Here is a 16,329-nt window from a genome sequence, read left to right on the forward strand (position 1 = left end):
CAGCATTTCATATCGTCATCAGGGGCGATGGAGAGCCCGGATTTAAGCTTGTCACGCTCAAGGCAGGAGATGTGATCTTGCCGCCACAGCCTGCAGACCAAGGGATGTAAGGCGCCTGCACAATCGCCATTGAGATACCGGGCGGACCGTGCCCTGTGGCGAAATCGGCGATCATTTGGTCAACGTATTCGCCGTGGCGCTGCAGATTGGTGTCACCCCGTACGATCGGCAGATGCGGAGCCGATGCGGCCTGAGAAAAAGCCGGAACGGAGAAGCTTGCTGAGGCAGCCAGAGCTGCCTGCAGGAGGTTTCTAGTGGTGGTCATGGTTTGATCCTCTGGCGCAAGGGAATGCCTTTGGCTGCATCGGGTCCGATGCCCACTTGCGTAACGTTGATTTTAAGATTGCTCGAAAGAAAAGCCGATCGGGAGCGCGGTCCCTGTTCAGGCTTTAGCGGTGACAGAGTGTGAGAACTCCGTGCATTTGGTTCATCTGCTCCTTGCGTCGCGATGAACAAAAGTTCAGGGAACCTCAGGCATTGTGGATGGCCGCGCCGCTCACTCGCTTGTACCAGAGGATCGTTTTACGATGGCCAAGTGCGGTTGAGTTCAGGCGCGTCTACGATCGCGCCGACCCGACAGATCTGCATTGAAACGACGAAACTAACATCACGCCGTCGTCCAATGGGTAGGACTTTAGGTTGCGTTTTTGCTGACTTTTGGGCTGCTCGTGGCAAGGCTAACTTATCCTGGTCACGAACGAAATGAACCGCCGCAAGTGAGCTGAGCGGTTGAGTTCAAAAGGAGAAACGCAATGACCAACCGCACCTACGAACCTCTTACCGCCGATAATGCCGCCGTCATTCTGGTCGACCATCAGGTTGGTCTCATGACAGGCGTGCGTGATTATTCGACGGGCGAACTCAAACACAATGTCGTTGCGCTCGCAAAGGCGGCAAAGGCTTTGAACCTGCCGATAATCGTCGTCACGACGGCGCGCGACAGCATGTGGGGACCGACCATTCCTGAACTTGTTGAAGCGCTGCCCGGCATCGAGATCATCGACCGCTCCTCGGTCAATGCGTATGACGATGAGCGCGTCGCCAAGGCGATCGAGGCAACCGGTCGCAAGAAGCTCATCTTCGCAGGAATATCTCTGGAAGTTTGCGCTGCGTTCCCAGCCATGACGGCAGTTGCCCGCGGCCTCGACGCTTATGTTGCGGTCGATGCGTCGGGCACCTTCAGCGAAACCAAGCGGCAGGCAGGCCTTCTTCGCATGCAGCAAGCTGGCGTCATCCTGTCCGACTACGCCACCCTGATGGTCGAGATCCTCAAGGATAATGGACGCCCGGAAGCAGCAGCGGTCTATGCCGCCCTCGACATGCCCTGGGCCACGCTTGTCGGCCAGGTCGCCAAGGCATACGGCAAGTAAATCCCAACGACTATATCCGACCATCACGCGTCGCGAGACCTGTTCGCCTGAGCGGCTTAGCTAGCCGCTTCTGTCACGAACTCGACCGGTTTCGCGCTTGCGGTCACTCTTGCCAGAACTAGGAACGTTTCAACGGAGAGCTAGATATGGGCTAAGTAACAACAAACGACGGTACGGAGATCTTTTTTAAGGACTGGGGTCCAAGGGAAGCTCAGCCGAGTCTGAAGCAAAGCGCCAGTCTTCAACGACCATCCACTCCTCTGCGGTAACAGTCGACTGATGAATCTCGTAGCGGAGGCTGCCGGGCTCATGTCGCGAAGGGCCAACCAGGGCGAGGAGTGCTGAGCCGAGATCCTCAGATCTGCCCGGCTTTGCCCTGAAGAATGCTACGTTGGTCAGTTCAGCCATATCCGTGCTCCTCGCCCACGTCTGGTTACACCGCGTCGAGGGCAATAATCCTCGACTTGGCCGCAGCCTGCCGCTGTGCGGCGAGCGGTGCATATTCCGGCGATGCGAAAAGCTGACGGATCGCATGCTTATTCGGAAACTCGATGATGAGCATGTTGGTGGCGGCCCAGCCTTCCAACTCCAAGGGGCTTTCATCAATGGCGATAAGCTTGCCGCCGGCTTTGCCGACGAGCGGCAGTGCCTTCGACCGGTAGTCTTGGATAGACGTCATGTCGTGGATGTCGAGATCGACAACTAGATAGGCAGACATAGGTTTTTACTTTTCTGTCGGGTATTTATGGTTTCCGGGACTCACGGCGCTGTCAGGGGAGATGGCGCCATTTGACCATGCGGTCCTTGAGATCGAGCGTGCCGCCGTCGACGGTGAACGTGCCGTCACCGCGGTGATGCATCATTCGCCGCTCTTTGCGGTTCTTTGATCCAGATTCTCGTCGCCTCAAGGATGAAGAGGCTGTAGCGGTCCGAGAGCCGGCTATCGACGACCCGACATTCGATGTTGGACAGGCAGTCGGAGAGGAGCGGGGCTGATACGTCCTTGGCAGGTAGGGTTTTTAGACCGAACCTCTGGAATTTATCCACCCGATCGCCCGAGCAGTTCCCGACGTCAACAACGGTTTCGGCGAGATCCAGACCGGGTACAGCTATGACACACTCTCCGGTTTCCCGCAGAGCCTGATAGCTGTGATCCCACGGCCCAATGACACAACCGATCAGCGGCGGATCATGCTGGATCATCATATGGAAACTCATCTTCATCACGTTGGGCTTGCCGTTATCACTCGTTGAGACCATGACGATCGGGCCAGGTTCCAGAATGCGATAGGCTGGGATGCGGGTAATTCCTTCATGACAATCTCCCTTGAGAGGTCCCTGCATCAATGCAGGGACCCTTCAGGACCGGTCTGTTACCAGCCCTGTTCTACTGGCAGGACAAACAGTTCAGCGACATCGACATGAGCCGGGGCCTGGGCCGCGAAGACGATGGTGTCGCCAATATCCTCGCCCTGGAGGAAGGTCATCTGGCCGGCCAGTTCATCCATCTGCTTGCGATACCCCGGATCGGTGATGTGATCGTAGAGCTCGGTGGCAACGGCGCCCGGCTGGATGCAGGTCACGCGGATGCCGTGTTTCTGGCCGACTTCCATGCGCAGGCCGTCAGAGAAAGCGGTGACCGCATGCTTTGTCGCGCAGTAGACCGAGAGGCCCTTGAAGACCTTGCGACCAGCAATTGAGGACATGTTGAACACGTGGCCGGAATGCTGCTTGATCATCTGAGGCAAAACGGCAGCCGTCGTGTTGAGCAAGCCCTTGACGTTCACATCCACCATTCGCAGCCACTCGTCGACCTTGAACTGGTCGATATCGGAGAGCGGCATCAGGCCGGCATTGTTAACGAGAATGTCGATCGAACCATACGCGTCGATCAGCTTTTTGACACCCGCGTCGACCGAAGCCGTATCGACAACGTCCAACTCGATCACAAGAGCTTCGCCACCTTTCGCTTCGATCTGTTTCTTAAGGTCTGAGAGCTTGTCGGTGCGGCGTGCAGCGATACCGACCTTAGCACCCGCTTCAGCAAGCTTTGCAGCAGTCGCCGCGCCGATGCCACTCGATGCGCCGGTGACCAGTGCGATCTTTCCGTTAAGGTTGGTCATTGTCTTCACTCCTTGTCTGAAGCCCACCACCGCGGTGGGCGTTTCGTTTTTGACAAGGATGAAATTATGCCTTCCACCTCCAACCTTCTCTCGGGTCCTTGCTCGACCTGTCGCGATCTTGCTCGAAATCGCCACAGGAAAGAGAAAATCTAGCCTTGCCGGTAGTGGCTCGGCGGCAGACCAGTTTCCCGTCGGAAAACCTGGGCGAAGTGACTAGGGCTGGAATACCCGACAGACATGCCGATCTCGATGATGCTGGTACCCGTCTCCTGCAGAAGAAGCTGTGCCCGCGCAACGCGCTGGCGAATGAAGTAGCGCGAGGGCGAGAGCCCGGTCGCCTTCTTGAACAAACGACTGAAATGAAATTCGCTCATGCCGACCGTCTCGGCCAATTGGACGAGGTTGAACGGCTCGGCTAAATGTTCTTCAAGATAAGCGAAGGCCCGCCGAAGCTTAAAGCCGGGAAGTGCATTCTGGCGATCATCTGCAGCTTCACTGGCCGCGTAGTTCCGGATCAGATGCACGGCAAGGCTCTGGGCAAGACCCTGAACGAACAACTGGCTCCCCTTGCCTTCAGACGTCAGCTCCTGATGAATCAATGCAAAAAGGTGTGACAGCTGCGTGTCCTTGCCCCCCGAAATGTCGCGCAGCGCAGGAGGAGCGGAGCAGCCTAGCACGTCGTAGGCAACGCGCTCGAAAAGCGGAACTGAGAGATAAAGGTGCATGACTTGGAAAGGTGCGTCGCCGATGGCGCGCCAGCGCATCTGGTACGGTGTGGGAGAACGGGTCAGGAAGAAATCGCCCGCCGACACCGTATTGGCAACCCAGTCGCCATCCAGGTCCCGCTCCTCGACGACCGCTTCACCCGAGATCACCCAGACGATGAGTGGTTCTGCGACTGCGGGAACAAGAAATGGCTCTTGGTTCATCAGGCGCGAGTAGACCTTCACGAACAGATCAGTCCACGCGGGGCTATCGCCACTCACAAGCATGCGACCGGGAATATACTGTTCAAGCCCAAGCGGAGAGGTCCGCTCAGGCCTCGCAACAACTTCGTCGCGGTCAGATACAGTTGCTGTTTGATCGCCGGGATTTCGCGGGGCTGCCGGGAGCGAGAGTGCAGCCTGTTGACGGGATGTTTCAGTATCCACCATTTCGGGCGCTCACTACAAACGGATAACCGGCCCTTTAAATAGCAGAGAACTTTAAAAAGATCAGGCCGGCTCTGATCAGGCCGGCCTCGTTAAATCGGCTCTAACGCCTGCGATAAAGAACCATTCCCGCGTGGTACAGAACGCCATCGACAAAATCGCCGTCGGCCTTAAAGCCGGTATGGCCGCAACTCCAGACTTCATGTCGATATTGGCCACGGCGCGGTCATTGCGGTGATTGCCACCGTATCATCACGGATTGCGCTTCGTTACGGGCCGTTGTTGGGGCTTGAGGTCAGCCCTGTGCCGCTGGCGCTTTCCTTTCCACCGGTGGCAATGATCTGGCCGCTTCAAATGGACAGCGATCTCGGCTGCGCATGGTTGCGACAGCAAATCCGCGAGGCGATGCTACGGACGAACGAGGGAAGCGTCGCTAAAATTGCAGCGTGAGGTGTAAAGAGCGCAGCGTGGGTTTGAAGGCCTCGCCTTGAACGGATCCGCACCGCCGGCCCTGTCGTCTTCGTTCAGGATTACTGGAAATTCCGGCTCTTGATCTTCAGCGTATCGATGTGAAGATCCGGCACGAACAGATCCCTCGGTCGAACACCCGGGACCGGTGGCTCGCGGGAATCCGGGCTCCCTGGAGAGCCATGGGCGAACTCGTCGCCGCGGCCGGTCGGCGGCCGGAATGCCCCGTCGCGCTCGGCAAGGCTCGACAGATCGGCGGAGAGATCGAAGAGCTGCTGGGCGACCAGGTGAACCACATCCCCTTCCCGCTGGATCCTGCCGTTGATCGCCATCATGCTGGCGCCGAGCACCACGCGGCGGGACCGCTCGAAGAGTTTTGGCCAGACGACGACATTCGCCACACCAGTTTCGTCCTCGATGGTGATGAACATCACGCCCTTCGCCGAGCCCGGCCGCTGGCGCACCAGCACCAGGCCGGCCGCCATCAGCCATCGGCCGTCGCGCGCCGTCATGGCCTCGGCGCAGGTCACGATCCGACGTTTGGCGAGTTCGCTGCGAAGGAAGCTCAAGGGATGCTGCCGGAGCGTCAGGCCGGTATGGCTGTAATCCTCGACGACGTTGTGGCCTTCGGTCATCTGCCTGAGCTCGACTGCCGGCTCCTGCTGCTCGGCGATCGCCCGTGCCTCCCGTTCTGCCGCAGCGCTGAACAGGGGCAGCGGCTCGTCGCGTAGCGCCTTGATCGCCCAGAGCGCATCGCGTCGCTCGAGACGGAGAGACGGCAGGTAGGCATCGGCTTCGGCAAGCTCGACGAGCGAGGCGACCGGCACGCCGCAGCGCCGCCACATGTCGTCGACGGAGGCGAAGTGCTCATCGGCTCGAGCGGCGACGATGCGCGCTGCATCCGCAGTCGCCAAGCCGCGCACCAGACGCATGCCAAGGCGAACGGCATGCCGGTTGCTGCCTTCGATCGGTTCCAGCGTGCAGTCCCAGCGAGAGCGGTTGATGCAGACGGGACGGATCTCGACACCGTGCTTTCTCGCGTCGGCGACGATCTGCGCAGGCGCATAGAAGCCCATTGGCTGTGAGTTCAGGAGCGCAGCGCAAAAGACGTCCGGAAAATGGCATTTCACATAGTTGGAGGCATAGGCGATCAGCGCGAAGGAAGCGGCATGGCTTTCCGGGAAACCATAGGAACCGAAGCCTTCGAGCTGGGAAAATGTCTTCTCGGCGAATTCCGGTGAATAGCCGTTCCGTACCATCCCCGAGACAAGCTTGTCCTTGAACCGTGAGACCCCGCCGGTGAACTTGAAAGTCGCCATGGATTTCCGCAGCTGGTCGGCTTCACCGCCGGTAAACCCCGCACAGACCATCGCCACCTTCATCGCCGACTCCTGAAACAGCGGCACGCCCAGCGTCTTATGAAGCACCGCCTCCAGTTCAGGTGTGGGGTATTCGACCTTCTCCTTGCCTTCGCGCCGGCGCAGATAAGGATGCACCATGTCGCCCTGGATCGGTCCGGGCCGGACGATCGCCACCTGGATGACGAGATCGTAGAAGGTCCGCGGCTTCATGCGCGGCAGCATCGACATCTGGGCGCGGGATTCGATCTGAAAGGTGCCGAGCGTGTCGGCCTTGCGGATCATTGCATAGGTCGCAGGATCCTCCTGCGGTATCGTGGCGAGATCGAGATCCTGATGCTTGTGGCCTCCGATCAGCGCAAAGGCCTTGGCCATGCAGGTCAGCATGCCGAGCGCCAGCACGTCAACCTTCATGAATTTCAGCGCCTCGATATCGTCCTTGTCCCACTCGATCACCTGCCGGTCGACCATCGTCGCCGGTTCGATCGGCACCAGGTCATCAAGCCTGTCATGGGTCAGCACGAAGCCACCGGGATGCTGGCCGAGATGCCGTGGCGCGCCCATCAATTGCCGGGCAAGCTTCAACGTCAGCGCGAGACGCCGGTCCTCGGGATTGAGGCCGAGATCGCGCACATGTTGCTCACCCACCTCTTCCGACCAGGACCAGAGGCCGGAGGAGAGCGCCTTGATCAGGTCCTCGGGCAGACCCAGTGCCTTGCCGACATCGCGAATGGCGCCCTTGGCGCGATAGCGGGTGACGGTCGAGCAGAGTGCCGCCTTGTCATGGCCATAGGTCTTGTAGATCCACTGGATCACCTCCTCACGCCGCTCATGCTCGAAGTCGACATCGATGTCAGGCGGCTCGTCGCGTTCCTGGGAGACGAACCGTTCGAAGAGCAGATCATTGGTGTCGGGATCGATCGAGGTGATACCGAGCACATAACAGACGGCGGAATTAGCCGCCGATCCTCGGCCCTGGCAGAGAATGCCCTGCGATCGGGCATAGCGGACGATCGAGAAGACGGTGAGGAAGTAAGGCGCGTAGCGCATCGTCTCGATCAGCGCGAGTTCGTGCCGGATGGTCTTCTCGACATGATTAGGCAGGCCTTCGGGATAACGCGTCCTGACGCCCTCCCAGGTATAATGCTCCAGCGACTCCTGCGCGGTCATACCCGGGATCAGCGCCTCATCGGGGTACTGATAGACCAGCTCCTCGAGCGAGAATTTGCAGCGCTGAACAATCTCCGTCGTTCGCGCCAGCGCTTCCGGGTACCGCGGAAACAGACGCGCCATTTCTTCCGGCGGCTTGAGGTAGCGGTCGGCATGCCGTTCGCGCTCGAAGCCGACATCGTCGATGGTGGTGCCGGTCCGAATGCAGGTGACGACATCCTGCAGCTGCCGCCGACCCGGCTCGTGAAACAGCACATCGTTTGTAATGACGGTCTTCACCCGATGCTTGACCGCCAGGCTCGACAGCTCATGCAGACGCAATTGATCGTTGGGCCGCCGGCGCAGGCAAAGCGAAACATAGGCACGATCACCGAAGACTTCCGCCATCTTCCGAAGCTGCACGGCACAGGTGTCGTCCGCCATATCAGGCACGAGGATGCCGATCAGCCCTTCGGCATAGAGCGCGACATCGTCGAGATGCAGGATGCAGTTGGCCTTGCCGCCGCGGCCCTTGCCCAGGGTCAGAAGCCGCGTCAATCGCGAATAGGCGGCGCGATCGGTGGGATAGGCGAGGATCGACATGCCGTCCTGCAGGTCGAGCCGGCAGCCAACGACGAGCCGCAGGCCGGTGGCGCGCGATGCCTCCAGCGCCCGGACGATGCCGGCCAGGCTGTTGCGGTCGACGACGCCGAGGGCTTCGATGCCCATCAGTTTTGCGGTCGCAAACAGCTCCTCCGCCGAGCTCGCGCCGCGGAGGAACGAGAAATGCGTGGTGACCTGCAGCTCGGCATAGCGCATCACGCAAACACCCCGTGCAGGAACCATTTGTGCGAGCCGGTGTCCGTATCGACACCATCGCCGGAGCGGAAAATCCAGAACCGTTCGCCGGTATCGTCCTCGACGACGAAATAGTCGCGCACGGCGATCCATTCGGCGCTGCGTTGCCACCATTCTCCAAAAATCCGTTCCGGCCCGTCGGCGCGCTTCACCCGGCGCCGCTTGCCGCGCCAGGTAAACGAGACCGGCGGATGATCGGGCAGAAGCGCAATCACTTCTATCAGTTCGGGATGGGGCAAAAGGCGCGACGGCCGCGGCCAGTGCAGCGGCCAGGTGGCGCCGTCTTCCGCCGCCGTCGGCGCGATCCGCCGGACGCTGCGCTCCGGGACGTCGCTCGCCACCGGCGCCACCCGGAAAATCCGCTGGCCGCCGCGATTGTCGAGCACATCGATGAGCGGCGTCACATCGGTCACCTGCTCCTCGATGAGCGACGACGCCGAATGCGCCTCGATCAGCGGCTCGGCGATGATCGCGGCAAGACTGAGCTTTTCGATGCCAAAGCCAGGCTCGATCCTCTCGATCCGATCGCGGAAGAGTTTCGTCAGCCAGGCGATATCGCGGACCGGCTTGGCCGTACCGGCGCGGAGCGACTGAAGCGTGTTGTCGACGCGGTGCACGATGAGATCGGCACGTCGAACGCCAAGTCCGCGCTTCTCGAGCTCCAGACAGAGCTGGCGCACGAGGCGGCTCACGTATTTCTCAATGGTTTCCGGGGCGCCGATCGGCTCGGCGAAAGATTTTTGGACTTCGACGAGATCCGCGGGCCGGATCGGGTCGATCGGCTCGGCGACGCGGCCGAACAGCTGGTCGAGACGCCGTGCGACCTCCGGACCGAAGCGGAGCGTCAGCGGCGCCCGCGGCGTGGCGGCGAGATCGCCGACGGTGGCAAAGCCGAGGCTGCGGAGGCTGGCCACAGTTTCCCCCGGCAGTCGCAGCGACGACAAGGGCAAGCGGTTCACCGCCCGGGCCGTTTCGCCGCGTGGGATGATGATCGTTTCGCGATCCGTTGTCCGGGCGAGCGCATGCGCCGCGCCCCAAGTGTCGGCGATCGCCGCACGCGCCGCGAGGCCGCGGCCACGAAGCCGATTGACGAGACCCGACAGCATCAGATCCTCGCCGCCCTGAAGATGATCGGCGCCTTCGGTGTTCATGACGATGCCATCAGGAGGATCCATGGCAACGACAGGAGAGTATTGTGACAAGGCCCAGAGTGTCAGCCGTTCCAGCGCCGCGAGATCGGCTGCCGGATCCGCATCGATCATCATCAGGCCTTGGACCAATGCCTGCGCCTTGGCCGCCGGCGTGCCGAGACGAAGGCCGAGTTTGGTCGCTGCCAGATCAGCCGCGGCAATCCATCGCTTCGAACCACTCCTGGCGATCACCACCAGCGGCGTTTCAACCGATAGCGAAGGATCGTCCCGCCTGATCCGGTCGGTCGGCAGTGTCGGAAGAAAGACAGATACGACCCTGGCCATCACATGCTCCGATGATGAATTCGCCTCCCTCCCCTGCTTTGACCCGCATCAGCTCCGCCAGCCAACGCGCCCGCCCGACACCGGCGACCGGCAACGGCTCGGACGGCAGCACCGAGATCCGCCAGCGGGTTGCCGCCGCCGTCGGCATGCCGAAATCCGACGCTTCTGTCTGGCGCCGCCAGCGGCGGATCACCAGGCCCAATGTCCCGGATTTCTCTGCCGCCAGCTGCAGCCGGCGCGATGCCGTCATCGGTAGGCGCACCAGTTCTGCGACGACGGCGCCAAGCCCGCCATAGCGAAGGGCCTCTTCGAAGCTTGCGAGCACGGTCTCTTCTCTGTCGCATTCGACGAAGATCACGCGGTCGGGATGCAGTCCGACCTGGGCAAGTGCGGGGAAGAACAGATCGAAGCGGGTGAGGCACCACACGACCTTGCCGGTGGTGCGGGCGGCGATGCCGCCGATGAAAAGGGCTGCCGCCGCGCCGTCGACGGCGCCATTGCCACCGCCGGCGACTTCATGCAGCGCGCCATATGCCAGCCCCCCTCCCGGCAGTTGCGCATCGATCTCGCCAACCCCGAACGGTAGGACACTGCGCGCGCGCAAGCCGGCCCCTTCCAGGCTGGCGATTTTCTCGCGCAACTCGTCGAGAACGGCATTCGAAGTGGCGACGGCTGCGGTCATGATCTCCTTTACGGCAACCCGTTTTCGGCTTGAGATGATGAAATATGTTCTGTATTTGTTCTCAAAGCGGAAATGAGTCAATGCGCATGTGGCGAGCGGAAGTTGAGCGATAGTGCCGATGGAGAAAATCCGTGAACGGATTCAATTCGATGGCGTGAATGGGAATTTTTTCGCATGGCGCGACCGGAGCCTGTGAACGATCTGGATCCGAGACTGAGGGATCACCGTGAGCCGATCATCGAATTCATCTGTCACCCATGTCATCGCCACTGCGCGCTTGAGCGCAAGCTGTTGGTGAAAGCATTCGGCGCCGGTGCCAGCTTCGCGGTGATCCGCCGGCGCATGGGGATGGGCTGCGAGCGAATGCAAACGCCGGAGGGTGACAAATGCGGCGCGCACTTCCCATGCCTGAGCGAGCGATACAGAGGGTCGTGATGGAAGCTAGGCGATGACAAACGACGAAGGCAGCGAGCGGCCGCGCAAGATCGTCCACATAGACATGGACGCCTTCTATGCGTCGGTCGAGCAGCGCGACAATCCCGAGCTGCGCGGCCTGCCGGTTGCCGTCGGCTATCCTGCCGCCCGCGGCGTCGTGGCTGCCGCCAGCTACGAGGCACGCAAGTTCGGCGTTTATTCGGCGATGCCTTCGGTGACCGCGAAGCGCAAATGCCCTGACCTCATCTTCGTCAAACCACGCTTCGATGTCTACAAGGCTGTCTCGTTGCAGATCCGCGCGATCTTCGCCGAATACACGCCGATGATCGAGCCACTCTCGCTCGACGAGGCCTACCTTGATGTCACCGAAAACCTGAAGGGCATGGAGATCGCCACCGAGATTGCCGCGGAGATCCGGGCGAAAATCAAGCAGGTCACCGGCCTCAATGCGTCGGCCGGGATTTCCTACAACAAGTTCCTCGCCAAGATGGCATCCGACCTGAACAAGCCAAATGGTCAGGCCGTCATCACGCCGAAGAACGGCCCGGCCTTCGTCGAGCAGCTTCCGATCAAGAAATTCCATGGCGCCGGACCGGCGACTGCCGAAAAGATGCATCGGCTCGGGATAGAAACAGGTGCGGACCTTAAGGAAAAGACACTCGAGTTTCTGGTCGAACATTTCGGGAAGTCGGGACCATATTTCTATGGCATCGCCCGCGGCATCGACAATCGTCAGGTCAAGCCGGACCGGGTGCGGAAATCCGTCGGCGCGGAAGACACGTTCTCTGAGGACATCCACTCTTTCGAGCCGGCACGCGAAGGCCTTCAGCCGCTGATCGAGAAAGTCTGGGGTTACTGCGAGGCCAATGAAATCGGCGCCAAGACGGTGACGCTCAAGGTCAAGTATGCCGACTTCACCCAGATCACCCGCAGCAAGACGGTTGCGGCACCTCTGCAAACGATCGGCGATCTCGAGGAGGTGGTCAGCCTGCTTCTCGCGCCGATCTTCCCGCCGCGCAAGGGAATCCGCCTGCTCGGCGTTACGCTGTCATCATTGGAACGGCAGACCTCTGAAGTGGTGCCCCAGTTGCGGTTGGCGCTTTAGATCGCCAGCGTCGCCTGGGTTGGATCGGTCGAATGGCGCTTGACCCGGAATGTCCCTGCCGGCAACGGCCGCAGGATTTCCTCCTCGGGCATGAGCCCGTCGAGCCAGGCCAGGCGTTGATCTCGTCTCAGCACCGCCATCTGGCGGTTATGAAACGGCGCGAGATCGGAATTCGCTTCGATTGTCAGGATGGCGTAGGCCTCCGGCCAGTCCTCAGTCTCCGGCCGCCAAATCCCCGCGAAATAGAACCAGTCGCCGTTGGCGAGCGAGAAGCTGAAGCTCTTGTGGCGAAACTCCGAGGCCGGCACCAGGCAGCGGTCGGTCGGAAACGTCCATCCTTCTGCCCGGACGACGGTCACGGCGTGCGCATCGCCGTCGCGCGGGCGCAGGCCCCACGGCAGCTCCACCATCTCCACATCGCCGTCATGGCGCCTTATGATCACGCGGCGCTCATCGAGCGGGGCGTCGGACTGGAAAACGGTCGCACTCATCATAGATAGAACATATCAGGAACGACATTCCCACACAACCAGATCTTAGACGGAGGACGTATGTGCAATGATTATCGGCTGATGGTGGATGTCGCCTCGATCGTCGAGGACTTCGCCGAGCTCAAGATCAAGATCCGCTTCGGCGAAGGCGCGCCGAACCTCGAAGGGCGTGAGGACATCAAGATCACCGATCTCGGACCCATTGTCCGAACGATCGACGGGACCCGGGACGAGGCCGAGCTCGTGCAGCGGCGCTGGAGCTGGCCCGGGCCGAACAAGCGTCCGGTCTATAACTTCCGGCCGGAAGGCCGGGAGTTCAATTCGAATCGCTGCCTGATCATTGCCGATGGTTTTTACGAGTTCACCGAGCCGAAGGACCCGAAAAAGAAGCGCAAGGACAAGTGGCTGTTCACCCAGAAGGACGAGCCGATCTTCTGCATTGCCGGCATCTGGCGCGAAACGCCGGATGTGGGACAGGCCTTCACCATGCTGACCATGGAGCCGGGGCCAGACATTGCTCCCTACCACGACCGGCAGATTGTTATCCTCGAGCGGAATGCCTGGGCCGATTGGCTCGATCCGACCGTCTCCGCGAAGTCTCTGATCAGTCCGCTTCCGGCGGGGACGCTGGCGGTGGAGCAGGTCGGTTAGCGCCCTCTTGCAGCAACTCGTCGAAGGGACGTGCCGGAACAAGACTTCTTGGGCGGAGCACGTCTGCGGTGAAAGGGAGTCGGACTATTCACCCAGCTGTTCTCAGAAATGGTGGCAAAGGACGTCCGGAAATCGGAGTTTGGAAAGTCACCGGCGCTCGGCGAAGGAGGCTTTGGAGGACACATTGCCGAACTCGGAGAAGCTGGCACATCAGTCACCTCTCAGACAACGCCAAGTCGTTGGAGCATCGTCCGAAGCTGCAGATTTTCCTCGCGGAGTCGCTTTATCAGCAATGCCTTGAGACGCCGGTTTTCCGCATCAAGCGCAGCCAGTTCATCAACGGGAGCTTCGACGGAAGCGGCGAAAGATCCTTTGCGGCGCTCGCCGCTTGCGCTGTCGGCATGATTTCCCGAGCGGCTCTCGCCGATGCGCGTCGCTGCTTTTCGAGCCGGCCTCTTGGCCGACTGTCTGTTCGATCGGGCGATGGAGCGAACGTGATCGTGATGGCTTTGCGATGGGTCGATTGGCATCGGTTCGACCAAAGAAGCGGCGAGCGGAAACTGGTTGCTGGCGTCATCGCTCTGGTCGAGCTGATTTGCTGGCTCTCGGTACTGGGCCATTTCGTTGGGTTCGCCGACAGCGTCCAGTTTGTGCTTGGGTTCGAACAAGTGCGGCGCTTCCGTCTCTGCCTGACGGATGAAAGCCTTGATATCGGTGTTTCCCCAGATCGAATTTGCCTGGGTTGTCAATCGCCGGCGACCCGACTTGAATTCGACGACGAAGTTTCGCTGTGGTGTTTTCATATTTACATTAGACCTTTAGATTCTGTGCCAAGCTCAATTGACGTCGAACCGTTTCAGCATCGTCTTGAGCTGGGCGTTCTGCAGCTGGAGCTTCCGGGCGAGCTCTCTTTTCAGTTTTTTGATGTCCTCATCAAGGCTTGCCACATCGTCGAAGAACGCGTCGCGCGCAGACGACCGAGGCACGCCTTGACCTTCATGTGTCACGACACCGGCCCGCGCGCCTGTGTTAGCCTGGGCTCCCATCCTCCGCTCACCGCGGCGGTGCGGAGACCTTGTCCGAGACTTCGAATTTGTCTCGATTGGCTCATCGGCGCTTTCAACTGAACGACGCGCTTCGCTTGGTGAGGGTGTCAAAACCTCGTCACCAACGACCGGCGGTGCCAATGCCTGCGCCGCATCGCGATCGCCTTCCAGCCCATTCGAATCTGATGCCACCTGCTCGACCGGAACAACCTCGTCGTCATCCGCAGAGGTAGTGACTTCGGTTGAGGGAAGTGCCGGCGTCTGCTCCGCCTGATAATCGAGAGCGGGATTCGTATCATGCCCGATGGAACTCTCGAGCCCTTTTGCCGCTCGACGCCGCGACGTCAAATCGACGAGGAATTTCCACGGTGTTTTCATCGGCATTTCACCTCGATCAAGCCGGGCTGCGATGCTGCGTAGCGCCCTGTCCCCACTCGCAGGTCGGCCGGGCACGATGGAGGCGCCCGGCGACTATTTTTCTGCTGAAGATGCGGTGGCTGAAGCCGATGGCGGCCGACCTACATGTCTGAGCGCTGGTCAATCCAGGCCGAGCCGTTTGCGCAGGTCGGTATTTTCCTGGCGTAGCTTGTCCGCCAGCAATTTGCGCAAACGCTTGTTCTCTTCTTCAAGCTGAAGCAGATCTTCCAGCTCATCAATCACCGGTGCGGACGCCTTTGCCGTTTGCGGGGAAGGCTTGGCGATTTTATTTCTTCCTCTCCCCCTGAGAGTGCCTTTGGCATCGGAAGGTCTCGCCTCGATCGACCTCGGCTTTCTTCCCCTGCCCCGTCCAGCAGGTTTTGCCTCACCTGCCGCCGGCGCCGGTTCGGTGACGGCCTCGGTCGCGGCAGAAGCCGGTTCGGCAGCTTGCTTTTGACGACGCGGCGCACGCTTCTTCTTAACGTCCGCTTTTACAGGCGCATTCGTTTCCGCGACCGCAGCAACGGCGCCGGTATTATTCTCTTCAGCCATCAGACCTCTCCTCTATAGCCATGTCTCTTTTCAACTGGGTGAAAGACGGAGTCAACAAAGGCGCTACGGTTATCGCCCGCCTAATATCATGAATTCGACAGCGTGTTACTTGACCGGCTGTGGCCCTAGTTCTTTTGGCTAACTTTTCGCAAGTCAGGCATGCGCTCTACTATGCTGGCGGGAAATCTGGAGAGGGGCATGCACTATCGCCAAAGGTCGGTGCTGTTCGTGGCGCCTTGGCTTATCATCGGAATTGCCGCAGTAGGCGCGTCAGGCGGTATAACTGTGGCGGATCTCGATAAGCCAGAACTGCTGATTGCCGCACTCTTTGTCGGCTTCGCCACCGGCATGGCAGTCGAACAACTCTTAACGGCGAAAAGAAAACAGGCGTGGCAGGTGAGAAACAGGTTACGCTCCGAGGAGCGACGCAGCAACGAGCGCATCCTGTTGGGACCCTGGCGTCCGATGCAAACTGCCGAGCTATTGAGACCAGTCGACCCGGCGGATCAACTGCGTATCGTGATGCGCTCGAACTTCACCATTCAGCCATTGCTGAACAAGAGCGAAGCCCGCGTGTTTCGCGAACTCGACAGCATCGTAATCGGCTGCAATTCCTCCTGGCAGGTCATGGCGCAGGTGTCGTTAGGCGAGATCCTGCGAAGCACCGATGTGGACGCCTACAGTTGCATCAACTCCAAGCGTGTCGACTTACTGCTCGTGGACAGCAATTGCCAACCGCGGCATGTCATCGAATATCAGGGCGGAGGACACCATCGAGGCACCGCGGCCGCGCGCGATGCGGTCAAGAAGGAGGCGCTTCGACGAGCCGGGGTCGGGTACCACGAGGTGGTGGCTGGGCAAACGACCCCATCGGAACTCAGACGATTGGTCGAAAAGCTGGTGGATAAACCGATTGTCAGCTAACGCGCTCCCGTTAC

General features: G+C 60.3%; 17 protein-coding genes and 3 pseudogenes. 6 read left to right on the forward strand and 14 right to left on the reverse strand.

Features of this window, described 5'->3' with window-relative positions; genetic code table 11:
- Positions 1–7: 7 nt before the first annotated feature.
- Entirely contained in the window at positions 8–325 is a 318-nt protein-coding gene (locus FHT70_RS22210; protein ID WP_183704867.1) for a hypothetical protein, read from the reverse strand.
- Positions 326–812: 487 nt separating this feature from the next.
- Between FHT70_RS22210 and FHT70_RS22215 the strand changes: the two genes are divergently transcribed.
- Positions 813–1,430, forward strand: coding sequence for an isochorismatase family protein (locus tag FHT70_RS22215; protein WP_183704868.1), 618 nt, complete (start codon positions 813–815; stop codon positions 1,428–1,430).
- A gap of 186 nt (positions 1,431–1,616) precedes the next feature.
- Here the strand turns inward: FHT70_RS22215 and FHT70_RS22220 are convergent, their stop codons facing one another.
- The 6 genes and pseudogenes from FHT70_RS22220 to FHT70_RS22245 all read right to left on the reverse strand — a co-directional run.
- The gene (locus FHT70_RS22220) at positions 1,617–1,838 is read right to left on the reverse strand and encodes an antibiotic biosynthesis monooxygenase family protein (protein ID WP_183704870.1); all 222 of its coding nucleotides are present in this window, start codon (positions 1,836–1,838) and stop codon (positions 1,617–1,619) included.
- Between the two features lie 25 nt (positions 1,839–1,863).
- Positions 1,864–2,148, reverse strand: coding sequence for a DUF1330 domain-containing protein (locus FHT70_RS22225; RefSeq protein WP_183704872.1), 285 nt, complete (start codon positions 2,146–2,148; stop codon positions 1,864–1,866).
- Between the two features lie 52 nt (positions 2,149–2,200).
- A pseudogene (locus FHT70_RS22230) lies at positions 2,201–2,746 on the reverse strand (flavin reductase family protein).
- Positions 2,747–2,803: 57 nt separating this feature from the next.
- Positions 2,804–3,553, reverse strand: coding sequence for an SDR family oxidoreductase (locus FHT70_RS22235; protein ID WP_183704928.1), 750 nt, complete (start codon positions 3,551–3,553; stop codon positions 2,804–2,806).
- A gap of 149 nt (positions 3,554–3,702) precedes the next feature.
- Positions 3,703–4,707 carry an AraC family transcriptional regulator gene (locus FHT70_RS22240; protein WP_183704874.1) on the reverse strand — a complete coding sequence of 335 codons (1,005 nt, stop codon included), beginning with the start codon at positions 4,705–4,707 and terminating at the stop codon, positions 3,703–3,705.
- A 100-nt stretch (positions 4,708–4,807) separates the two neighbouring features.
- A pseudogene (locus FHT70_RS22245) lies at positions 4,808–4,885 on the reverse strand (Atu4866 domain-containing protein); the annotation flags it as partial.
- Between FHT70_RS22245 and FHT70_RS30460 the strand changes: the two are divergent.
- Positions 4,886–5,154, forward strand: a pseudogene (locus tag FHT70_RS30460) (LysR family transcriptional regulator); the annotation flags it as partial.
- Positions 5,155–5,234: 80 nt separating this feature from the next.
- Here FHT70_RS30460 and FHT70_RS22250 read toward each other — a convergent pair.
- The 3 genes from FHT70_RS22250 to FHT70_RS22260 are packed head-to-tail and all read right to left on the reverse strand — an operon-like array spanning position 5,235 to position 10,694.
- Complete coding sequence (locus FHT70_RS22250) at positions 5,235–8,498, reverse strand: error-prone DNA polymerase (RefSeq protein WP_183704929.1); 3,264 nt, start codon at positions 8,496–8,498, stop codon at positions 5,235–5,237.
- Positions 8,498–10,012 (reverse strand): DNA polymerase Y family protein, encoded by a 1,515-nt coding sequence (locus FHT70_RS22255; RefSeq protein ID WP_183704876.1) that lies wholly within the window; start codon positions 10,010–10,012, stop codon positions 8,498–8,500. The genes FHT70_RS22250 and FHT70_RS22255 overlap by 1 nt, the downstream gene beginning before the upstream one ends.
- The gene (locus FHT70_RS22260) at positions 9,933–10,694 is read right to left on the reverse strand and encodes an ImuA family protein (RefSeq protein WP_183704878.1); all 762 of its coding nucleotides are present in this window, start codon (positions 10,692–10,694) and stop codon (positions 9,933–9,935) included. Before FHT70_RS22260 ends, FHT70_RS22255 begins: the two co-directional genes overlap by 80 nt.
- A 174-nt stretch (positions 10,695–10,868) precedes the next feature.
- Between FHT70_RS22260 and FHT70_RS30465 the strand changes: the two genes are divergently transcribed.
- Positions 10,869–11,129: a hypothetical protein gene (locus FHT70_RS30465; protein WP_246721918.1), complete on the forward strand. Its 261-nt coding sequence runs from the start codon at positions 10,869–10,871 to the stop codon at positions 11,127–11,129.
- 13 nt (positions 11,130–11,142) lie between these two features.
- Positions 11,143–12,234: a DNA polymerase IV gene (gene dinB, locus FHT70_RS22265; RefSeq protein WP_183704880.1), complete on the forward strand. Its 1,092-nt coding sequence runs from the start codon at positions 11,143–11,145 to the stop codon at positions 12,232–12,234.
- On the opposite strand, the gene FHT70_RS22270 is transcribed toward dinB, so the two are convergent.
- Complete coding sequence (locus FHT70_RS22270) at positions 12,231–12,728, reverse strand: SOS response-associated peptidase (protein ID WP_183704881.1); 498 nt, start codon at positions 12,726–12,728, stop codon at positions 12,231–12,233. The two genes, dinB and FHT70_RS22270, sit on opposite strands and share 4 nt — an antisense overlap.
- A gap of 57 nt (positions 12,729–12,785) precedes the next feature.
- Here FHT70_RS22270 and FHT70_RS22275 point away from each other — a divergent pair, with 57 nt between their 5' ends.
- Positions 12,786–13,376: an SOS response-associated peptidase gene (locus FHT70_RS22275; protein ID WP_183704883.1), complete on the forward strand. Its 591-nt coding sequence runs from the start codon at positions 12,786–12,788 to the stop codon at positions 13,374–13,376.
- A 221-nt stretch (positions 13,377–13,597) separates the two neighbouring features.
- On the opposite strand, the gene FHT70_RS22280 is transcribed toward FHT70_RS22275, so the two are convergent.
- From FHT70_RS22280 to FHT70_RS22290, 3 genes are all read right to left on the reverse strand, one after another.
- Positions 13,598–14,044, reverse strand: coding sequence for a hypothetical protein (locus tag FHT70_RS22280; RefSeq protein WP_183704886.1), 447 nt, complete (start codon positions 14,042–14,044; stop codon positions 13,598–13,600).
- 168 nt (positions 14,045–14,212) lie between these two features.
- Entirely contained in the window at positions 14,213–14,800 is a 588-nt protein-coding gene (locus FHT70_RS22285; protein WP_183704888.1) for a hypothetical protein, read from the reverse strand.
- Between the two features lie 159 nt (positions 14,801–14,959).
- Entirely contained in the window at positions 14,960–15,391 is a 432-nt protein-coding gene (locus FHT70_RS22290) for a SyrB2 regulator (protein ID WP_183704890.1), read from the reverse strand.
- 198 nt (positions 15,392–15,589) lie between these two features.
- Between FHT70_RS22290 and FHT70_RS22295 the strand changes: the two genes are divergently transcribed.
- Positions 15,590–16,315, forward strand: a complete 726-nt coding sequence (locus FHT70_RS22295; protein ID WP_183704892.1) for a DUF2726 domain-containing protein — start codon at positions 15,590–15,592, stop codon at positions 16,313–16,315.
- Positions 16,316–16,329 lie beyond the last annotated feature (14 nt).

The sequence above is a fragment of the Rhizobium sp. BK049 genome, assembly GCF_014193135.1.
Classification (GTDB): domain Bacteria; phylum Pseudomonadota; class Alphaproteobacteria; order Rhizobiales; family Rhizobiaceae; genus Rhizobium.